Annotated in this window: 17 protein-coding genes and 1 pseudogene; 3 read left to right on the top strand and 15 right to left on the bottom strand. The window is 39.9% G+C overall.

Going from position 1 to position 19,499, the window contains the following annotated elements; all coding sequences use genetic code 11:
- Positions 1-9: 9 nt before the first annotated feature.
- Together G7B20_RS09590 and G7B20_RS09595 are read right to left on the bottom strand one after the other, a co-directional pair.
- On the bottom strand, positions 10-3,138 hold the full coding sequence (locus tag G7B20_RS09590; protein WP_164110683.1) for a SusC/RagA family TonB-linked outer membrane protein: 3,129 nt from the start codon (positions 3,136-3,138) through the stop codon (positions 10-12).
- An 18-nt stretch (positions 3,139-3,156) separates the two neighbouring features.
- The gene (locus G7B20_RS09595; RefSeq protein ID WP_164110685.1) at positions 3,157-4,509 is read right to left on the bottom strand and encodes an IPT/TIG domain-containing protein; all 1,353 of its coding nucleotides are present in this window, start codon (positions 4,507-4,509) and stop codon (positions 3,157-3,159) included.
- A gap of 455 nt (positions 4,510-4,964) precedes the next feature.
- Between G7B20_RS09595 and G7B20_RS09600 the strand changes: the two genes are divergently transcribed.
- The gene (locus G7B20_RS09600; protein WP_164110687.1) at positions 4,965-5,846 is read left to right on the top strand and encodes a helix-turn-helix domain-containing protein; all 882 of its coding nucleotides are present in this window, start codon (positions 4,965-4,967) and stop codon (positions 5,844-5,846) included.
- 12 nt (positions 5,847-5,858) lie between these two features.
- Here the strand turns inward: G7B20_RS09600 and G7B20_RS09605 are convergent, their stop codons facing one another.
- The 10 genes from G7B20_RS09605 to G7B20_RS09650 all read right to left on the bottom strand — a co-directional run bounded on the left by G7B20_RS09605 (position 5,859) and on the right by G7B20_RS09650 (position 16,176).
- Positions 5,859-6,263 carry an SDR family oxidoreductase gene (locus G7B20_RS09605; RefSeq protein ID WP_164110689.1) on the bottom strand — a complete coding sequence of 135 codons (405 nt, stop codon included), beginning with the start codon at positions 6,261-6,263 and terminating at the stop codon, positions 5,859-5,861.
- Between the two features lie 51 nt (positions 6,264-6,314).
- The gene (locus G7B20_RS09610) at positions 6,315-7,595 is read right to left on the bottom strand and encodes an alpha-L-fucosidase (protein WP_164110691.1); all 1,281 of its coding nucleotides are present in this window, start codon (positions 7,593-7,595) and stop codon (positions 6,315-6,317) included.
- A 464-nt stretch (positions 7,596-8,059) separates the two neighbouring features.
- Positions 8,060-8,851, bottom strand: coding sequence for a phosphatase PAP2 family protein (locus tag G7B20_RS09615; protein ID WP_164110693.1), 792 nt, complete (start codon positions 8,849-8,851; stop codon positions 8,060-8,062).
- A gap of 88 nt (positions 8,852-8,939) precedes the next feature.
- Positions 8,940-9,281 (bottom strand): DUF6660 family protein, encoded by a 342-nt coding sequence (locus G7B20_RS09620; protein ID WP_317166224.1) that lies wholly within the window; start codon positions 9,279-9,281, stop codon positions 8,940-8,942.
- A 381-nt stretch (positions 9,282-9,662) separates the two neighbouring features.
- The gene (locus G7B20_RS09625) at positions 9,663-9,830 is read right to left on the bottom strand and encodes a hypothetical protein (protein ID WP_164110697.1); all 168 of its coding nucleotides are present in this window, start codon (positions 9,828-9,830) and stop codon (positions 9,663-9,665) included.
- Between the two features lie 503 nt (positions 9,831-10,333).
- Positions 10,334-11,011 carry a PorP/SprF family type IX secretion system membrane protein gene (locus tag G7B20_RS09630; protein ID WP_164110699.1) on the bottom strand — a complete coding sequence of 226 codons (678 nt, stop codon included), beginning with the start codon at positions 11,009-11,011 and terminating at the stop codon, positions 10,334-10,336.
- Between the two features lie 151 nt (positions 11,012-11,162).
- Complete coding sequence (locus tag G7B20_RS09635) at positions 11,163-12,602, bottom strand: SDR family oxidoreductase (protein ID WP_164110701.1); 1,440 nt, start codon at positions 12,600-12,602, stop codon at positions 11,163-11,165.
- 689 nt (positions 12,603-13,291) lie between these two features.
- Positions 13,292-14,302 (bottom strand): ABC transporter permease, encoded by a 1,011-nt coding sequence (locus G7B20_RS09640; RefSeq protein ID WP_164110703.1) that lies wholly within the window; start codon positions 14,300-14,302, stop codon positions 13,292-13,294.
- Positions 14,256-15,263 carry an ABC transporter ATP-binding protein gene (locus tag G7B20_RS09645; protein WP_164110705.1) on the bottom strand — a complete coding sequence of 336 codons (1,008 nt, stop codon included), beginning with the start codon at positions 15,261-15,263 and terminating at the stop codon, positions 14,256-14,258. Before G7B20_RS09645 ends, G7B20_RS09640 begins: the two co-directional genes overlap by 47 nt.
- 52 nt (positions 15,264-15,315) lie before the next feature.
- On the bottom strand, positions 15,316-16,176 hold the full coding sequence (locus G7B20_RS09650; RefSeq protein ID WP_164110707.1) for an NEW3 domain-containing protein: 861 nt from the start codon (positions 16,174-16,176) through the stop codon (positions 15,316-15,318).
- 346 nt (positions 16,177-16,522) lie between these two features.
- Between G7B20_RS09650 and G7B20_RS09655 the strand changes: the two genes are divergently transcribed.
- Together G7B20_RS09655 and G7B20_RS09660 are read left to right on the top strand one after the other, a co-directional pair.
- Positions 16,523-17,110, top strand: a complete 588-nt coding sequence (locus tag G7B20_RS09655) for a glutathione peroxidase (RefSeq protein ID WP_164110710.1) — start codon at positions 16,523-16,525, stop codon at positions 17,108-17,110.
- A 30-nt stretch (positions 17,111-17,140) separates the two neighbouring features.
- The gene (locus G7B20_RS09660; protein WP_164110712.1) at positions 17,141-17,899 is read left to right on the top strand and encodes a tryptophan-rich sensory protein; all 759 of its coding nucleotides are present in this window, start codon (positions 17,141-17,143) and stop codon (positions 17,897-17,899) included.
- Between the two features lie 328 nt (positions 17,900-18,227).
- On the opposite strand, the gene G7B20_RS09665 is transcribed toward G7B20_RS09660, so the two are convergent.
- From G7B20_RS09665 to G7B20_RS19760, 3 genes and pseudogenes are all read right to left on the bottom strand, one after another.
- The gene (locus G7B20_RS09665) at positions 18,228-18,383 is read right to left on the bottom strand and encodes a hypothetical protein (RefSeq protein WP_164110714.1); all 156 of its coding nucleotides are present in this window, start codon (positions 18,381-18,383) and stop codon (positions 18,228-18,230) included.
- 189 nt (positions 18,384-18,572) lie between these two features.
- Positions 18,573-18,791 carry an FN3 associated domain-containing protein gene (locus G7B20_RS19755; RefSeq protein ID WP_164110891.1) on the bottom strand — a complete coding sequence of 73 codons (219 nt, stop codon included), beginning with the start codon at positions 18,789-18,791 and terminating at the stop codon, positions 18,573-18,575.
- Between the two features lie 57 nt (positions 18,792-18,848).
- Positions 18,849-19,055 (bottom strand): annotated as a pseudogene (locus G7B20_RS19760) (family 20 glycosylhydrolase); the annotation flags it as partial.
- Between the last annotated feature and the right edge of the window lie 444 nt (positions 19,056-19,499).

A 19,499-nucleotide genomic window follows, 5' to 3' on the forward strand; every position in this document is an offset into this window, starting at 1 on the left:
CTAATCGTATTAAAAATTAACATATACCTGCACTGAATAAGTGGACGGTATTGGATATTTACGTCCATTCCAGGCAGCCTGTTCAGGATCAAATATTTTGACATTATCCCAGATGTACAGGTTATTTCCTACAAACTGTAGATCCATAGATTTAACCCCTACGCGCTTAAGAAAATTAGGGTTGACCCGATAATTAACCGTTAGTTCCTGTAGTCTTATATAGCGTGCATCATCCTTCCAGAATGTAGACAACTGGGTGTTGTTTTCATTATTACCGTATTGCAAACGAGGAAAACGGGCATCCGGATTTTCTGCTAAGGACAGATCCATTCCCTCCTGCAAAGCATATTCGCGGGGTATCCAACGGTTGGCAGGATCATTAGCCATAGTAATTACATTCCCTTCACTACCATTATAGAATGGCATATAGCCCTTTCCATTGATCTCTGTGACATCTTTATACTTTTTAGGCATTCCCACATAGTAGAAAGGTGTACTACCTGTTCCCTTAAACAAGACCCCAACCGATAGGTTCTTGTAGCGAAATTCACCACCAAATCCGAACATTGTTAAGGGATAGTCATTGTGCGTCAATGGTACTTTATCTAAGGTATTGATTACTCCATCTCCGTTTACATCTTTATACTTGATGTCACCGGGCAATACTGTTCCAAAAGTTTGTTTGGGACTATACTTGACATCTTCTTCATCCTTAAACAAACCGAGAGACTGATAACCACGGATAGAACCATAAGGGAATCCGTTGTACTCTAGGTATGAATACTCCATATAAGGCTGCTCCCAGTTCTGCACCATGTTCTTAGAGTAGGTAAAATTACCCCGCACCGTAAATCCCATATCTTGATTTATCTGCATATTGTAACTAATATTACCATCTGCTCCTGCGCTCCACATCCGTCCCACATTAGCCCAAGGGTTGGAAATAACCCCTACATATTCAGGAACCTGCACACGGGGCTGGAATATACCGTTACGTTGATCTTTAAAGAAGTCTACCACAAAGTCAATTTTGTTATTGAAGAGTTTACCCTCGATTCCAAGATTAGCTTTTACAGCTCTTTCCCAGGCTAGGTTATCAGCCCCGATACGGGTTTCAGCAATTGTTTCTACACCTCCTATTCCCCATACATTACTGATATACTGATCCGCTTTAGTCAGATAAGGGAAACGTATGTCATCTGTGATACGGTCATTACCTACCGTACCGTAAGAAGCTCTGATCTTAAAATAATCCAACCAAGGAGCTTTCTCCTGTACATACTTATAACCTGTCGGCACCCAACCCAAAGCTACAGAAGGGAAGAAACCATATTGACGTCCAGGCTGAAAGTTTTCCGATCCCGTATATCCAAAGTTGACATCCAATAAATATGTATCTCTAAATCCATAAGTCAATCGACTAGACACCCCTTGATAGCGTTCCGGAATAGCCGTAAGATTATTTGTTGCCTTCCTTGTATCTTTAGAGTCACTCATATAATAATACAGCAATGCTGACGTACGGTGATCTTCTCCAAATTTCTGGTCATAGTTAAGTGTAGTTTCGAAGTGGTATTTACGAAACTGCCTCTGTCCGCTAAGATATTGAGCCGATCTCTCCTGTACCGTCTCTTTCATAATAAGCGACCCGTCATAATTACGACCCATCGCCTGATAAAGAGCCGGTTGTACCCAACGGCGCTCGTTAAAATTAGCATGAATATCATAGGCTCCTTGCATACGTAACTTAAGACCATCTAATATGCTGGTCAGATCTTGATCTATAGCTAGCGTAGTCTTGCCTTTATACCACTCCTCCGAAGCGCGGCCTGTACGATTGATCAATACATAAGGCGATGAAAGCTCCCCTCCTCCTGCCGCAGGAAACAAACCATTAGAATATTTTGTAGGAACTGACAGTGGGGTCAGACTAGATTGTGCTCTCCATATATAATCCGTATTTGAGATACCCGGCTGTAATAGTCTGGATAAATATCCGTCCGATCCCAGATATACTTTGGTCGTTTTAGTTAGGTTCAAATCCAAGTTTACACGATAATTATAGGTATTGAATCCTACATTGGAACTATAAGGGCTATTTTTATCTACTTTATAGGCAGCCGTTTCACTCTTACCACCGAGACTCAAGAAGTAACGTGTGATTTCGGATCCACCACGCCCTGAGGCATAATAACTCTGGCGCCAGAAGCTATTGTTCAAAATCTCCTTCTGCCAATCGACATCGGGGTACATATCTGGGTCTAGCCCATTCTCAATAATCCCCAATTCAGTAGGGTTATATATCGGTGATTCTCCACGCGAGAAAGCTGCTTCATTAGCTAGCTTTGCATAGTCATAAGCACCTAGATATTTAGGCAACCTATTAAGCGTAGAGAGTGTAGAGTTAGCTCGCGCAGTAATCTGTATACGGTCTACCGTACCTCTTTTGGTCGTTATTAAAACCACCCCATTCGCACCACGCACACCATATACCGCCGTTGCCGATGCATCCTTCAAAATAGAGAAACTTTCGACGTCTGCCGGATCAATTGTATTCAGGTCACCTTCCAACCCGTCGATAAGTACTAGTGCTTTGGCATTTGCTCCAAATGTACCAATACCACGTATCCAGAAATCGGCAATATTAGCACCTGGCTCTCCGGATGCCTGCATCGAGATCACTCCCGCAGCGCGTCCACCCAAAAGATTGGACATCGATGGAGCTGGACTCTGCAATTGCTTGACATCTACCGTGGTAATGGCTCCTACCGAACTGATTTTCCGTTGCTTAGCCCCCAGACCGACAACTACCACCTCTTCCACATCAAGACTTTTGTCCGTAAGCTTAATACTCAAATTAGCTTCCGACTTTGTAACGAGATGCTCTATCGATTCGTAACCTACATAACTGAATACCAACATATCGCCATATATCCCTTTAATGCTGAATTTTCCGTTCTGATCGGTAGATGCTGCTCCTGCAGGTCTATCCTTTATGTATATAGAAACACTTTGTACAGGTACATTTTTTTCATTGACAACAGTACCTGTAATTATCAATTCTTCTGTTTGTTGTGCAAATACCCCCGTAAACCATAGGCATAGCGGTAGCATACACAGAATGTAAATAATCCTCATGATATAGAATTAGGTTAATTATTCAATAACTAGTTTGCGAATTCGTGAGTTTCCATAGTCAGCAATATAGATTTCGCCCTGTTCATTGACTGCTACTCCCCACGGCTCATTGAACATAGACTCCAACGGACCACCATCTCTATAGCCTTTTACCTTAGGCTGACCTGCTACAGTCGTAACGATTCCATCGGCTGATACCATACGGATACATTGATTGCCCGAATCTGCTATAAACATATTACCAGCATTATCAAACTTAATATCCTTTGGATAGTTAAATATAGCATCTTCTAATGGGCCATCGCGATGATCGCTTCCCCCTGTACCATTCACTCGACGAAACCCTTTACCGATATGCTCTGGCCTTAGATCCAGCACCATAAGTCCCTGACGGTATTCTATCGGACTGGCATTCGAGTGGAGTGTCATCCACAGCTCCCATGGTTTTGCCGGATTGATTCCTTGTCCGTACTGTGATCCATAAGGCCATGTAGAACCTGCTGCTTTTGATCCTTTATGGACCAGTGTCGCTTCATACGTATCTGGATGTATTTTGATCACACTTCCATCACGTGAGCGGCTGTAGAGATAACCATCATAAGGACTGAAAGTAATAAAGTTCATATATTGATCCCCATTGGGTATACCGTGGGCCTGAGCAAATTTGGCATTACGCTGGCGCGGATACCAACCTTCAATAGGATCGAACGAGAAAAATGTTTCAACAACAGACTCATGCGAGACCGTCATTACTCCAGTCTTTCTGTCCACTGTAACTCCATTCGCATAAGGATAAGGGCTTTCTTTTACCTGATACATAGCCGTAACCAAGTTTTCCTTCTCACTGACTCTACCTACGCCATATTTCGCATTATCTTTACCATCCCGCCAGGTCATAAAGAGATTTCCTTCGGCATCCAGCTCCAGGTATTTGGCGCAAACGCGCGCCTGATCCAGCGTACCCGCGATAAATTCTCGAGATCCAGTTCCTGTAACTGTAGTCACCTGTGCCTGTACATGATAGGCGAATGTATTATCGTATACAACAGAATCGTTACCGATTACTACCGATATCTTTGGATTTTCTCCTGGCAAACGTGGAACGATAGCGTAAACACGACCTCCACTAGCTGAAACTACAGCTGCTTTGGCATTGTTAAAATAAACTTTGATTTTCTTAGGGTTAGAACCAAAATTCTCACCGTTCAATAGGATTTTGTCTTTTGCCCCACCTTCTGCAGGGTAAAATGAGGTCAGCACGATTGGTTTGTTGGGATCATGCTCACTCTGTGTTGATGCAGAATCCTCTTTGCAAGAAGAGAAAAACAGCAACAATAACAAAGGAAGTGTTAATAGATTACGTTGTTTCATAACATATATGGGTTAATTATGCTCACGGGTTGAGGAGTAAACTTCATTTCGAAGAGTCACCAGCTTCAAAAAGAAACAAAACAAAAACATTTCAACAAAATTCGAAATCACCAGAAACATACAATACAAGTTAATACCGGTTGACGGTTTGTCTTTTTGACGATGCAAAACTAGCCAATACCCTTGCACAAACCCTCAATAAAGGCGTTATATTATCTTTAACCTTGCGTTAAATTAAGGTTAACATCTACCTCAAAAAACAATCAATAAACGAAAGAGTACAAAAAGAAAGCTCTTTAAAAAAGCAAATGAAACAAAGTATTGCAACAAAGAGATCGGTTTCTCAATAGGATGACACTATATTGCCCTTAATTTTATACTTACGCTAAGTATATCTATTTTTAGCATTAGCATCGGTACAGACATCGTACGAGCACATTAAACACTAAATTCGGATGAAACCTATTTTCGCTAAAGTAGTTGAGACCGTCGGGCAAGAAATATTTGCCGTACGGATTACCGAAAGGAAGACTTTTTCCACGGAATTTCACTTTCATAAAGAGTGTCAGATGACCTATATCGTAAAAAGTAAAGGTAAGCGGATGATAGGAGATAATATCGCTAACTTTGACAACGATGAGTTGACTTTTTTAGGATCCGACCTTCCTCATGTATGGCATAATGATACGACAGACCTAACGGAAGAAAATGAACATCAGGCTTATTCTATCGCACTATTCTTTGATCCACAACGATTGGTACAACATCTTAGTGTTTTCTTCGATACGACCAAACTCACACAATTCTTAACTCAAGCGCGAAGAGGTATTATTTTTCACGGAGCGAGCAAGGAAAAAATTAAAACCATTCTTCAACAGATGGTAGAAGCAACAGGCATGCAAAAAACAGTCCTATTATTCCATCTTATAAATGAGTTAACGGAGACAAGAGAAATTACATTCCTATCTGGAACCAGTTATACCAATAATTATATACCAAAAGATATGCAACGTATTGATAAGGTCTTTCAATATGTGCTTGAAAATTATGGAACAGCGATAAGTCTTGAAAAAGTGGCTTCGCTAATGAGTTTAAGCAAACATGCCTTTTGCCGCTACTTCAAGAGTCGAACACAGAAAACATTTATCCAATTCGTCAATGAAGTGCGCATTATGCATGCCTGCGAAATGATACAAGAAAATAATGATCAGATTAACAACATCGCCTACTCCTGTGGCTTCAACAGCTTATCCAATTTCAATAAGATTTTCAAATCTCTAAAACAAAAAACACCGAGTCAATACAAACAGGACATTATTAGCAATCTACATCAATAAAACGGTAATCCTTTAGACATTACGTCTATACCCCAGTTCGGCACCTCCCGACACAGGCAGGCTTACCCCTGTGATAAAATGTGCTTTATCAGAAATCAAAAACACGCAGGCATCTGCTATAACACCCCCCTCTGGACAATAGCCCAAAAGATGAATATCTTCTAAAAACTGATTCATATTACGGGAATTCTCCTGTTCACTGATCCATTGCTTTAAGGTAGGTGTCATGACAGCCGCAGACAGTACCGTATTGACGCGGATGCCATCTTTAGCATAATCAATTGCCATGGACTTGGTCAACGCATCGACCAATGTCGTGACCGCATAAGAGTAAATGGGGTCTTTATGTATCGCATCACTCCCCGCCCCTACCTGTAGGGGAAATCGTCTGTCCTGGATCTTAAATCCTTTTATCATGTTATATAATCGTATTGTTTAGGTATTATTTGCTTTACAGAAAAATCTATACTACATCAATGAAAGCGCAACCACATAATTCTGCGTATCCTTGCGCTGATGCGGCAAGTTCAATAAAAGACTGTCCCCTTTGACCTGAACATCGACAGACTCCCCATCGATCACCTGTGCCTTGGCGACCTTACCTAAGGTAAATGCCGGTAGCTGAACCTCCGTCTTCGCCGTATTGAGGATATGGATATACAAGGTTTTTTCACCTCTGGTAGTCGTATAATCTTCCGTAGGAGCATACGGTCCCGCCGTAGTTCCATATAAGGCTACACCATAGGTCTTCATCCACTTCCCTATTTCCAAAAGACGTTGCTGCTGTCTTGCTTCTACACGCCCATCGGGCATAGGCCCGATGTTCAACAGCAAATTACCACTTCCACCAGCGGTCTTCGAGATTATATCCAGACAATGCTTTAGGGGTTTCATCTCATCGTTTGCTTTCCATGACCACTGTTTACAAAGCGTAAAACAGCTTTCCCAAGGCAGCTCGAGGTTGTAGTGTCCTACGACCTGCTCAGGTGTGTCAAAGTCGCCAATCATCTTACTAACATCGATCTTCTTGTTATTTACAGCCGCGATCTCTTTGCCGAGGCGATTATTGACAATCAGTGCAGGTTTCAATTCTTTGAGAAACGAATATACCTCCCTGCCCATAGATTCTGTCCAAGGGGATTCCCAAGCACCGTCAAACCAGAGCATCTCCGGATCATACTTGGTGACCAGCTCTTGGAGCTGATTCTTCATATACTGTACATAGTTGGCCATATTGGATTTTGGATCCAACTGCTTATCTCCAGATCGATGGATCGGATAATCGGGGTGATACCAGTCACAAACCGAATAATAAATGCAGAACGCTATATCCACTTTTTTGCACGCTTTAGCTAGCGCCTTTATGACATCCTTTTTGTAAGGTGTGCTCGCTATATCGTAGTCGGTAAATGCTGATGGCCACAGACAAAATCCATCGTGATGCTTGGCTGTAATGGTCAGGTAACGCATACCTGCACTTTTGGCCATGGCGACAATCTTTTCTGCATTGAACAACATGGGATTAAACTCCTTGTACAGCTGGTCATAATCGGCACTCGGCACCTGATGTCCGCGGGACCAACCGATCTCTGTACCACGTAACGACACAGGCCCCCAATGAATAAAAAGACCAAACCGCTTCTCCATAAAGGCACGCAGCGCTTGCTGATCAACTTGTTGTGCCTTAGCCATAAAACCGAACGAAAAAAGCAGCGTTGCTGCCAACAATAAATGCTTTAATAGGTTCATAAAAATTATTATTATCGTAAACCGTACATAGTAACATGTAGGCTAATCCAAAACTATCAAAGAATGATTTTATAGGCTTAGCCTATATTGGTGGATGCTAATCCAAAATTGACGTTGGTGGCGTATCCGCGTTTTACATTTTGTTATTTCACAACATTCCATAATGTTATCTTGCGTCAAGCGTAAAATAGAACTATTCAATAACGCATTATACGGACATACAACCGTTCAAACTCAGACAGTAAGTAACAGAACAACCCCAAAAATGTGAATGATCGTCGGGTTTCAGTTATCACTCGATGGAAACGAGCGAACATTCTTTGCAAACAAGGGGATACCCGTCAGCATATTGTGAACAGATTTTCAGCAAAGTTGATCACCAAAATACAACGAGCCTCATATCCTTAAACATACAAATAAATTGGGGCTTGCGCTTTTTTTTAACGATAGCACACCCCGGTTTATTAAAATACCCTAAGCAGTGAAACACCAGCTTTGTTTTGTTGATAAAAAGGCATGACTGTAACGGAATTCTTCTTGTCTTTCCCATCAAATAGAGACGAAAATCTTGGATAGAGCAGGTATGCGAGTTCAGTCGAAATAATACCGATACCAGCACCCGCGACTACATCGCTAGCCCAATGCTTATTATTTATGACCCTATAAATCCCTGTAAATGCAGCAAAAGGATACCCCGATACACTCAACCAAAAATTTCGGTCACGGTATTCCTTATACATAAAGTGTGCTGATGAAAAGGCTGTAGCCGCGTGCCCAGAGGGAAATGAAAGGTTGTTCGATCCGTCCGGTCTCTGCTCTCCGATTAAATACTTACTAGGGACCACTACTGCAGCAGCCAACAATTGGGATGTACCGTAAATAAAAAAAGCCTCTTTAAAAGTATTACGCCCACTGTAACCGCAAAGGTTCAAAGTCAAAGCAACAGCCGCGGGGGCGTATTGGGTATAGTCATCAATCCAAGTACGCCTAAACTGTTCATGCAACACTTCATCGCGGATCGATACATCGATCTGTTTTAGCTGAGGTACAGCAAAACTAACGACTCCATATGACACCAATACACTCGGGACAACCCATCTTTTATAGATTGACGTTCTGTCTGATTGATGATGCATCATGGTGCTATCCGATAAGTCGGAAACCGACTGCGCTTGGCTTATGGTAGTTCTAAAAAATAGTATGGTAAAGAGCAATAAAAACGCATACTGTGCTCTCGTTAAAATGAAAACAGTCATTTCTTAATGTTTAAAATGGACAATAGGTTGGGAAATAGCAATTGTTGCTATTCCTGAAAAGTAACCCTACAAAAAATGGGGTGAGGATTTAAATATCCATTTGCGGAGGTTGCCATACCGGGATTGACGACCAACTGTCATGTCCAATGTTTTTAAACGGAGGACGGTAATTATCATAAAATAGTGCTAACAATTTCCACTCGCTTAAAAACAACGAATAAGAGGATAATTTAATACCACAACAATCGCAGGCGCAGAATGGGGAACAGGCATCTTGTTCGCTTTCTGAATGTACATTCTGTTCGATCTCTTCCATGTGGAGCGTAAACGTATTATCGTGGTCGCACAGTATACGAGCGAGACTATCGCTACAGAGAATTGTAGTGAGGAACAACATGTAAACCGACATAAGGCTCATTAACAGTCTCATCGAATCAAAAATAATAAAAAAACTATAGAGATCAATACAATTGATAAAAGACAAAACCGGTTTATAATAAAAAAGCTGCCTCAGCAAATCTGAGGCAGCTTGCAACTATTAAAACAAAATGTAAAATTACTTATACATTAACGTTCTAAAACTTCGACTTCTGTTCGTCTATTGGCTTGATGTTCTGCAACACTACACCTTACCCCATGTGCACATTGATTCAACAAGCCGTCGCTCACCATAGCATTGTGCAGCAGTTACATACAATACATTCCCGCTAGCATTCGTGGATACAGGGCCAATATGGTAGACAGAATCGTTGATGGATGATCTCAATTGATCCGGATAAGCCAGTGTACTATCCGTTTGACGATCTGCCTTTTATACTTTTAAAAAGGCATGCCCAGTCCTTCCACTTTTAGTCTTCAATAGGCAATTGGATTCTGCTTCATACCAGATTCCTTTGGAATAGGGTACTGCACCAAACTCGGCCAATGAGGTATTCAAGAACTGTTCATTTCTCAATGTATGGGGCGTAGGTTTACGCATCCCTACTTGGGCAGAGTCTGTTCCACGTATTGCAGCTAGCTATTCCGGCTGCTGACCGTTATCAGCGATAATCTTCTTGTACTGCACTTTGGCCTCAGCATATTTGCCCCTGCTGCTTTAATACCTCAGCATAATTATAGCGAGCCTCTTTTGAAGCGCCTTGTTGATCGATAACGCTTGCATATCAATTTTCAGCGAGATCATATTGTTTAATATAATAATAAATATGCGCTAAGCGCTCCATTGATTTTATAGCCGGCTCTTTTACATCAACGAGTTTTTCGTATGCAGATGCAGCCTTTGCATGCTGCATCTACTTATACAACATATTGGCGCGGCTACACATACTCGGCTGTTCTTGCCCTTGTGCCATAGCCGTAACCAAAGCGAGCCACAGCAGACCGCTTCTTTTATTTAAATAAGATCTATTTCTCATGTGAATAATCCATTTAGAACAGTACAAATTATATCTAAAAATATCTTGGACTCAGTATCTGATTGTATCAAGGCCCGAAGGTGATGCCTAAAGTAAGTTCATGCGTACCATTCTGTAAACCATTCATGCGGTTCAACATATGATCTGAGGAATACCCTATTCGGAACTCTGAACTTACATAAAATTGTGCAATACCACAAAGCGAATTCAGCAAGCTAAGTTTATTGACAGAGGCTGTATTGTACACCCGGTTAAAAATCTGGGCACGCGCCCGATATCCGGCTCCAATCCAAAATTTGCCGTTAAAAATAAACATCGCATTAAGATCTAGCGAGGTAGGCCCCTTAAAATCATCTTTGATCAACAAGCTAGGTCTAAGAAGCAATCCTGGATCCAATTCGAATAAATCCCCTGCGATGAAATAACCATGTACTTTTCGATAGTGACCTTCGAGCGAGTTCTGATTGAACTGAAAATCTTCGCCACTATCGCTATTCGCAAAAAGATCTTGAACGGATACCCCAGCGTACCATTTTGGATTGCTATAATACACCCTCAAACGGATATCTGGCCGCCATGTCGTGAACATATGAGCGGGTAGGACAAAGTCTCCTTTATCGACAGAGGTTAGCTTATTCTCATCAAGACCGTACTGGGTTACCCCTCCAGCCCCCCCAAAAGCAAGTCGATGTTCATCGGAACGGTCCAATTGCAGGCGGCTTTCCCCCTCCTTTTTCCATATCAACTGAAATACTTATAAAGCTCAGGTATTAGGACAAAACACAAAAAGCCTCTACGGGTTTAGCAACAACCGTTTATTACCACACAAAAAAACTTCGAAAAAACTGACTCATGTTAAATCGATGCGACAGATAGGGCATTCTCTTCTACTATTTTCATGTGGAAATTCTATCTCTAGCAGCTATGCGGTTAATCATTCCTCTGAAAATAAACCCATGAAAAGGTAAAACGGCGTACCAATATAATCTCCCCGAAATCCCCAACGGGCGAAAGGTAGCTGTCTGTGTGAGCACATTGTCTTGATCGATTTTAAATTCTAACCAAGCTTCTCCCGGAAGTTTCATTTCTGCATATAACAGTAATCTTCTTTCACTTTTGTCGGCTATCAGCACCCTCCAAAAATCTAACGCGTCACCAGGGTATAAATCCAAATCACTCTTTCTACCACGTCTCATACCTACCCCGCCTACGAGTTGATCGATAAAACCTCGGATCTCCCAAAGCCAATTTCCATAGTACCAGCCTACATGCCCCCCAATAGACCATATTCTAGCAAGAGGACCTTCGGCCGCACTAAGTTGTACTTTACGCACATCTTTGAAACAACCGTACTCAGGAACCTTTAATAAACGAACTATACCATGATTTAAAATAGTGCTACTTTGCGCATCTTTCCAACTCGAAAGCACATTATTTTGTTCAATTTTTTCAAAAGCAAGTTTGATAGAAGTATTATAATCAATAACCTCTATGTGAAGCATGTGTATTAAATCATTCGGCTGTGCAATCACCTCGACCTTCATGCTATCTACTAGATTTCGGGCTAAAGGATATGATGTCGAAGTGACAAAATAGAGCCAGTAGGACGATAGTTTCGGAGTCATCACCGGGATGATAAAAATCCTGCGCTGCAAACCTCTGATTTGGGCATACCGCAGTAACATCTCCTTGTAACTCAAAATATCCGGGCCTGCAATATCAAAACTTTTGTCATAAGTCTCAGGCTTGTTAATTACGCCCACCAGAAATTCAATAACATTTCTAATAGCAATGGGTTGACATTTTGTTTTTAACCACTTAGGTGCAACCATCACGGGAAGTTTTTCGACCAAATCTCTAATGATTTCAAAAGAACCGCTCCCGGATCCTACAATAATTCCGGCCTTTAATACAGTGAGCGCATAATTCCCTTCTGAAAGAATGGATTCTACATTTTTCCGTGATTTTAAATGTTTGGAAAGATTCTGTCCATTATTTATCCCTCCTAAATAGATCACCTGCATCGTTGCTGTCTTCGATAGCCTGTCTTTAAAATTATGGGCACAGATTTCTTCCATTCTCGAAAAATCGCCCTGCTTGGTAGACATAGAATGAATCAAATAGAAAGCTACATCAATATCTGAAGGGATTTTCGCAAGTGTATCTGTTTTTAAAAAATCTACTTCAATTATGGATAAACGGTCACTAAATTCCGGATTGTAAGAAAATCGGTTTTGATCTCTGACACAGCATACCACATGGTACCCTTTATCGATAAGCACTGGAAGTAGTCTTTTCGCGATATAGCCTGTTACACCGGTTAATAATATTTTCATACCTCCTTCTTTTTACCTAGATTTTTCGCTTTTTTACTTTTCAGTCCTAATTAGCGTCCATGTGAGAAAGGCAAGGATTAAAGTTAAAACTGAAAACATCTTCTCTAAAGCAGTAGTCGCACACAAATTTCCAATTGTATTGAGTATAAATAAGCAAATGAAAAGCCAAAGCACAATATCAATAACATTTTTTCTGAAATAATGTTTGATGAAACCGCCCTTCATAAGTACGATAAAACCAAAAAATAAATTGAACAGTATAGAAAAGAATTCGAAAATGTACATCTCTCTTTCATTCTTTAATAAACCGCCCCACACGATAGTGTAAGGGATTATTTGGGTTATAACACATAGATGAAATATTGTCACAGCCGATATCAGTCCTAACAAAACTTTGGCAGATAATTTACTTCTCATTTTTTAAAAATTTATTAATTTATTCCTCCTCCTTAAAATACATTTGTTTCGCAAAAAATTTACCCTAAACTTAAGTATAATTAAGAAACTTTTTTTATTGGAATAGGAACCACACACTTACTTTGGGATTCATGTGTTTTGGTATAGTACCCTTAATGCTTATCGAAAACGAATAACAAATTGTTTGTTACTAGGGGGTATTCCAAAATTGGGAGAAAAGAAAGAAAAATCAAGAAAGGGTTCAGCTACGCTGAACCCTTTTGGTTTTAATATCATGATCTTATTTCTCTACGCATAAAGTAATAATACGATATAGCAAATAACAATAGTGTAAACGCTATTAATCCACTTAATTGTGGCCACACCAACATTAAACTATCCCTCAGTCCTATGCCGTTGGGTATAGCCCTTACCATCTGTTCCATGGATACTGGGCCTAAGCTTCTCACCGTAGGCATCAGTAATGTAGTGGAAGCATCTACATAAAGTTGGCTCGGAGAGATCCGCAAAACGTCAAGAATGCGTTCATTATAAAAGGATATTTGTTCTGGAGAAAGGTAAGCAGGATTGGGTATGAGCGCTTTTATAGCGATATTGACTAGGACCTGATAAAAGACTGTAAAGAATAACCAGATCCCTATTGCGGTCAATGCAGAAGTTGCAGGTTGCTTAAACCTGATGGATAAAAAAATAGCTATACTAAGCCAGAAGCCTACATACAAAATGGTATTGATATTGAAAGCCAAAATACGTACCACCTCTTGCCACTCGATAGCAATACCACTCAAGCACATGGCGTAGCCGACAATCAGAAAAGTGAGCGAGAAAAATAAGCAGGCAACAATCAACAAAGGCGCGAAAAATTTAGCGAGTATCAAATTATCTCTAAATAGCGGTTGGGCCATTAAGCGTACTAGCGAACCATTGTTATTTTCTGAATTGATAGCATCAAACCCTAAGCTAATGCCTAGTATCGGAGCAAGAAAGCTGAGAAATACATGAAATGGAGGCACGGATTCATCTGTTGAGGTCAATAGCTTTAAATAGAAAAAAGATTCCTTACTACTATCTGTTGCTTCAAATACTGATTTAATATTACTTAAAGACGAATATATTGACACTACAAAAGTAAGAATGATCAATATCACGAGAATGATAAACCTCCAACTTCGGATATGCTCTGCAATCTCCTTACGCAACAGTACATGCATGGGTGAGCTGGCACCATGATATCTTTTATTTTCTAAAACTTTTTTTCTTAAATATCCCTTTAGATTTTTCATGGTTTACATCTTGATTTTTTTCGTTCTTAAAATACTCGAGATAAATCTCATCCAAGCCATAAGTCTTTTGCTGCACCCCCATTAGATCGTATCCCCTTTGGACGACATAACGTACGATGTCAGCGGTCTGCTCTACAGTAGACATTACTTCAATTTTGTTATCAATTATGCTCAAATTTTGTATATGAGGCAGTTTTGCAATCTCCTGTCTTAGCTTTTCAAACCCAGCTTCATTTTTTTGCATTTCCAGTAAGGTTACATGGCCATTTTTATTAAATAGTTGTTTAGAAAGACTTGTTATATTTCCTTGCGCCAACAATCTGCCGTCGACAAAAATGCCTACCCGGTCGCAGACCTGCTGCACATGATGGAGGTGATGCGACGACAAAAGTACCGTTAAGTTTTGTTCCTTGTTAAGCTGTTTTATAAGATCCAAAAATTCCCGGACTCCACTAGGATCTATACCTAAGGTCGGTTCGTCAAGAATAATAACCTCCGGAGACTTTATCAATACATCAGCAAGACCAAGCCGCTGTTTCATACCTCGTGAAAAAGTTCCGGTCTTCCATAAAGCATTACTTTTCAAACCCACCACATCAAGTAGCTTCATCGCCTTGTTCTCGGATTCCATTTCCGTTAGTCCATTAAGCCTTCCTACAAAAGTAAGGTTTTCCAGAGCGGACATATTATCGTAAAAACCTAGATTATCAGGAAGATATCCGACTCGCTGCTTGACCCGTATGGGATGCCGCGTTGTATGCTGACCACATACATATGCTTCACCCGAAGTCGGTTCGACTAAGCCCAATAACATGAGGATAGTGGTCGTCTTTCCCGCCCCATTAGGTCCCAAAAGTCCAAATATTTCACCCTTATGTATATCAAGGGAAAGGTTGTCTACAGCAATTTTGTCTTTATAATGCTTGGATAACCCTTTTAGTTGTATAATAGGATTACTCATATCGTATGATGGTTGAATAATTGCGTACAAAAATCTTTTATACGGTTACTATCTAGCGTCGTCCGTATCTACGAATCAACACATATATAAACGCTACTGCCAATAGAATTAAAAGTATCCCAAACCAAGCCGTCAGCAAAGAAGTTTTAACTTCAACACGATAGGCTAAAGTGGACTCTAAATTGCCATTCTTGGCCGATACATTGATCATGTAATCACCGGCAATGGTTTTGTCTGGAACCTTGATATGTGCTTTGATTTCCTTGGCTTTGCCTGGTTCAAGCTTTTCTATTTTATCGATATCAAAGCTTGACTCCCATTTGTTTGGCAATTGTGCTTTCAGTTCGATATTTTCTAAAGGCAGCGTACCGGTGTTTTTCACGGTAATGAATATTTCCTTGCTGCTTCCTGTTGTGGTACTGCCACTCAAAATTTGATTTTGAGTACTGACTTCCATTTTATAGCTTCCTTTTATAACGGCCTGCAAGTTAATGGTAGTCGTATCGCCATTTGCAATAGCTTTGATCGGAATGACGTGTTTTTTATTATCTGCAGTATAGGACGGTGTGACTTCTATGCTCAATTCTTTACTGGATTGAGGATCTAGGTTGACTGATGTCACCTGCATTCCCTCCGTTTTATAAGCAATAGTCCATCCCGGGGGCAGATTAGATTGTAACTCGTATATTTTCTCTTGACGGCTGGTATTAGTGAGCGTACCATTGTACCTAAAAACATCGGTTGAAGGTACTTCCAGATTAATTAGACGAACTTTAAAACTGGATTGTTCCGGTTTGTCTCTTTCTTGCCCCAACAACTCTGAGGGAGCTAATAGATTACTTAATGCGAGAGTTAGGGTTAATAGAAAAATTCTCGACTTTAAACGTTCGGTAAAAATGAATCCTTTAAACATAATGTAATAACTAACAATTTTATATTAATAGCTTTTAGAAAATGTCTTGAATAAAAGTTGTACCTATTAGGTTTTCGAGTCCAAATTTAACTACTGGAGATATTCACGTCAAGTAAAATTTTATTTTTCTATCTCGCGTACTACACTCTGCTAACTTATCATCAACATCTAAGGAATTAAAGCAGCAATCTTTTAGGCACGTCGACCAGATAGTTTAGTGTATTTATAACCCATAACCAAGAAACAAAAGTAAAATAATACACAAAAAAACTTTTATTTAGTATAATTGTACTGTATTTAACAGAAAGCTAATTTTTGAATTTTTATAAACATCAAAATGACATCCATGAAATCAATTATCAGTCATGTATTTATAGTAGCCACACTACTGAGTGGCTTCTCCTGCAATGGTCAACAAACAAAATCCACGGAAACTAAAACTATTCCAACAATGAATACTTCATTCTACAATCTTTCCGTAACACTGAACAACGGTGAAAAGCTTAATTTTTCAAGTTTAAAAGGTAAAAAAGTGCTTTTGGTCAATACAGCTTCAAAGTGTGGTTACACGAAACAGTATGAAGACTTAGAAAAACTATCCAAAGCGTACAAAGATAAATTAATGATAATCGCTTTCCCAGCAAATGACTTTGCAAACCAGGAGAATGGCAGTGATGAAGAAATTGCGCAATTCTGCAAATCAAATTACGGTGTAACATTTCCGATAGCTAAGAAAGCGGGAGTCATTAAAAATGCGGAACAACAAGAGGTATTCAAATGGCTATCCGACAAACAATTAAATGGATGGAATGACCAAGAACCAGAATGGAATTTCAGCAAATATCTGATTAGTGAAGATGGACAGCTACTTCACTATTTTAAATCAAGTGTAGCCCCACTAGATCAAAAAATGATTGACGCTATTGATAAATAATATCTAAAAAATACTTTCGAAAGAAAAATCATGAATAAGTCCCTTCAAATATTGAATATCGTCGCTTTGGTAGCAACAATAGGAATCAACTACCTCTCCAATAATGGACTTTTTAACGGGGAAACAATGGCTACGATTTCAGGGAAATACCATAATCTGTTTACTCCGGCCGGCTACGCTTTTTCTATTTGGGGATTGATTTTCATAGGACTTTGCGGATTTGTGTTTTATTATGGTCCATTTACTAGACAAACCAAAGCCAAGGAAAAAATCCTTTCAAATGTTGGATGGTGGTTTACCATCTCTTGTGTAGCCAATTGTTTATGGGTAATAACTTGGCTGTATGAATATACCTTACTCACAATTCCGATCATGGTTTTGCTATTTGTTGCGTTATTAAAAATTATAACAAATACGCGACGGGAATTAAAGATAGAGGATTGGAAAACAAGTATTTTTTTTCGATTGCCTTTCTATATTTATTCAGGTTGGATTTCTGTAGCTTTAATTGCCAATGTAGCTGCCTATTTGAAAAAAGTACAGTGGGCAGGATTTGGAGTATCAGAGACATTATGGACAATTGTCATGTTTTCAATAGCCGCACTTATCCATCTATTCATGATCTGGAAACGAAATATGGTAGCGTTCGGCTTGGTGTCAGTTTGGGCATTGATTGCCATTGCGATGGCCAATAAACCAAGCAACCACACTGTTTATCTAGCTGCGATAGTAACAGCAATAATCCTATTTGTAAATGCGGTCGTGCACATCATTAAAAAAAGCAGTTGAATAAAGTAGCAGGAGAGGTGCCTTTTGACAAATAAGAGACAGTACAAAACTAGAGTTTTGCTACTGTCTCTATAGATAAGCGATCTATACTATTGCCCACTTAAAGGACCTAGAGGAATTAACACCCAAAAAGTCGAAAAAACATCGATATTCTTCGGATCGATATCTACAGACAAAACATAATCCAATATTTAGTGTGACTTCTTATTTTGTTCTGTGATAGCTTTGTTGGGTACAATTATTCCTATTCCTTGAATAAAAACAAGTTTTAATATACTATGATCTCATCGTTAAATAGATAGCCGCGCTTCGGGTTACTTGCTTTTACCTAAATATAACGTGCGTGATGTGTGCTATCCAATTTCAACTCAAATCGTTTGAATGTCAGTTTAGCCTCTTGATCCGAAATATCATTAAAGACTTTACCTGCGGACTTAAAATACTTTCCATCTTCAGAAAGTAGTACTTCAAGTTCGCCCGGCATATCCCCCCCCCCGGACCTATCATCTGCATAAAATTCATAGCTACTAGACTAACCGACTGCGACTCATGTAGGTCTACAATCAGATCTATTGGCCTGGTAAAGCCCTGACATTGCCCGTCATGATAAGTAAGTCCCCCCTTGTAGGCCATTTGTCATTGTAAGTTCCTTTTGTGCATCATAGCCATCCCATTAGCTATTATATTTGACGGGCTTGCCTATAGCCTTGTGGATATCCGTATCAACAATCAATGAAGGACCTATAGCAATCGAATCTAGAAAATATTGAGCTGCTATACGTGTGCTCCTATTTAACACAAATGGGCCTGTATAATATGGAGAATTTACCTGTGGCACACTGCCATCCAGCGTATAGCGAATATTTTGTGAATCGATCTGCTCCGTAGCCAGACTAAGGGCTTTTTCTCTGCGTTCAAAATCAAAAACATTGGTATAAGTAACATGGTATCATGGGCGATAATAATTAACATGCAGATCTTGCAGCAATTTATAATGTTTTTGCATCCGGATATGAAAATCTGTCCAATTCTTATCTTGTTCGGCGATCCAATTGACCTCAGTCAGTGCTAATGCTCTCGGAAATACCATATACTCTATATGCTCCTTCGTGGGCACATATTCGGTCCAAATATTAGCCTGTGCTCCTAAGATATGATGCTTTTTATTCCAGCGATGGCCGCTGGCACCGGATCATAACTATATACCTTTTCCAAAGGGAGATAGCCCAACTGAATCAAAGTGTAGACAGCAGAAATAATCTGCTCTCGATTCCAAGCTTTAAGCGTAATACCTGTAGGTCGAATGGCTATCGAATACGCTGTTTTAGGTAATTTATCTCTTTCTGTAGCCTTTAGGAGTGTTATCCCTCCTGAAACAAATTAACTATCATCTCCCAGTTGCTTGACAGAAATCGTCTTGATGGCAGGATGTTCGATCAGTAAAGAGCCTGCTTTGAACGAGGCATAATCACATCTATCTGCACAAGGAAGTACCTACAACAAATCATGAATATTATCAAAAACAGATAAGAACAATTGCTTTCCTAGACGTCGCGTTCCACAAATGCTTACCCATGCTTTCGATATATGAACCATGAAT

The organism is Sphingobacterium sp. xlx-96, assembly GCF_011007365.1.
Classification (GTDB): Bacteria; Bacteroidota; Bacteroidia; order Sphingobacteriales; family Sphingobacteriaceae; genus Sphingobacterium; species Sphingobacterium luzhongxinii.

Bases quoted from the DNA above. Each gene is read 5' to 3' on its own strand.
- G7B20_RS09665 (WP_164110714.1), bottom strand. From the start codon at position 18,383: ATGCCGGGCGAACTTGAAGTACTACTTTCTGAAGATGGAAAGTATTTT.
- G7B20_RS09625 (WP_164110697.1), bottom strand. From the start codon at position 9,830: ATGCGTAAACCTACGCCCCATACATTGAGAAATGAACAGTTCTTGAAT.
- G7B20_RS09590 (WP_164110683.1), bottom strand. From the start codon at position 3,138: ATGAGGATTATTTACATTCTGTGTATGCTACCGCTATGCCTATGGTTT.
- G7B20_RS09655 (WP_164110710.1), top strand. From the start codon at position 16,523: ATGAAATCAATTATCAGTCATGTATTTATAGTAGCCACACTACTGAGT.
- G7B20_RS09595 (WP_164110685.1), bottom strand. From the start codon at position 4,509: ATGAAACAACGTAATCTATTAACACTTCCTTTGTTATTGTTGCTGTTT.
- G7B20_RS09620 (WP_317166224.1), bottom strand. From the start codon at position 9,281: ATGAGACTGTTAATGAGCCTTATGTCGGTTTACATGTTGTTCCTCACT.
- G7B20_RS09635 (WP_164110701.1), bottom strand. From the start codon at position 12,602: ATGAAAATATTATTAACCGGTGTAACAGGCTATATCGCGAAAAGACTA.
- G7B20_RS09600 (WP_164110687.1), top strand. From the start codon at position 4,965: ATGAAACCTATTTTCGCTAAAGTAGTTGAGACCGTCGGGCAAGAAATA.
- G7B20_RS09645 (WP_164110705.1), bottom strand. From the start codon at position 15,263: ATGAGTAATCCTATTATACAACTAAAAGGGTTATCCAAGCATTATAAA.
- G7B20_RS09650 (WP_164110707.1), bottom strand. From the start codon at position 16,176: ATGTTTAAAGGATTCATTTTTACCGAACGTTTAAAGTCGAGAATTTTT.
- G7B20_RS09660 (WP_164110712.1), top strand. From the start codon at position 17,141: ATGAATAAGTCCCTTCAAATATTGAATATCGTCGCTTTGGTAGCAACA.
- G7B20_RS09605 (WP_164110689.1), bottom strand. From the start codon at position 6,263: ATGATAAAAGGATTTAAGATCCAGGACAGACGATTTCCCCTACAGGTA.
- G7B20_RS09640 (WP_164110703.1), bottom strand. From the start codon at position 14,302: ATGAAAAATCTAAAGGGATATTTAAGAAAAAAAGTTTTAGAAAATAAA.
- G7B20_RS09615 (WP_164110693.1), bottom strand. From the start codon at position 8,851: ATGACTGTTTTCATTTTAACGAGAGCACAGTATGCGTTTTTATTGCTC.
- G7B20_RS09610 (WP_164110691.1), bottom strand. From the start codon at position 7,595: ATGAACCTATTAAAGCATTTATTGTTGGCAGCAACGCTGCTTTTTTCG.